We start from the raw sequence: 809 nt of genomic DNA, 5'->3' as shown, positions 1-809 counted from the left end.
GCCTTTGCCAAGAACTATCCCGACCGCTTTTTTGACGTGGGTATTGCCGAGCAGCACGCGGTCACCTTTGCCGCAGGTATGGCCACCGAAGGGCTGCGGCCGTTCTGCGCCATTTACTCCACCTTCCTCCAGCGTGCGTATGACCAGGTCATGCACGACGTGGTGTTGCAGAACCTGCCGGTCCGCTTTGCCATTGACCGTGCGGGTCTGGTTGGTGCGGACGGGGCGACCCATGCCGGGTCTTTTGACATTGCGTATCTGGGCTGCCTGCCGGGCATGACCATCATGGCCCCATCGGACGAGCTGGAACTGCTGCATATGACAGCCACCGCCGCCGAGTTTGATGACGGTCCGATTGCCCTGCGTTACCCGCGCGGCAATGGTCTGGGTCTGGACCTGCCTGCCGAAGGTCAGGTGCTGGAAATTGGCAAGGGCCGGATTATCCGCGAGATGGGCCGCCAGTCTGGTGCCCAGACGGGGGGCATTGCCATTCTCTCGCTCGGGCCAAGGCTTGGGGCCTGCCTGCAGGCAGCAGACATGCTGGCGGCTCAGGGTCTGCCACCGACCGTGGCGGATGCCCGCTTTGCCAAACCGTTTGATACGGCGCTGGTGGAAAATCTGGCCCGCAACCACGCGGTGCTGATTACCATTGAGGAAGGGTCCGAAGGCGGGTTTGGCTCGCTGGTCTGCCATCATCTGGCCCGCACCGGCCTGCTTGATCAGGTCCGCTTCCGCCCCATGACCCTGCCTGACCGCTTTATCGACCACAACACGCAGGATGCGCAGTATGACGAGGCAGGGCTCTCCGC

General features: G+C 63.0%; 1 protein-coding gene. It reads left to right on the top strand.

Features of this window, described 5'->3' with window-relative positions; all coding sequences use genetic code 11:
• Window positions 1–809, top strand: an 809-nt coding sequence (locus Absy_RS11430; RefSeq protein WP_048854893.1) for a transketolase C-terminal domain-containing protein, incomplete at both ends; no start/stop codon positions are given.

Origin of the sequence: Acetobacter syzygii (assembly GCF_000964225.1) — a bacterium.
Taxonomy (GTDB): Bacteria; Pseudomonadota; Alphaproteobacteria; order Acetobacterales; family Acetobacteraceae; genus Acetobacter; species Acetobacter syzygii.
The sequence above is the reverse complement of the archived record's forward strand: the minus strand, read 5'-3'. Positions and strand labels throughout refer to the sequence as shown.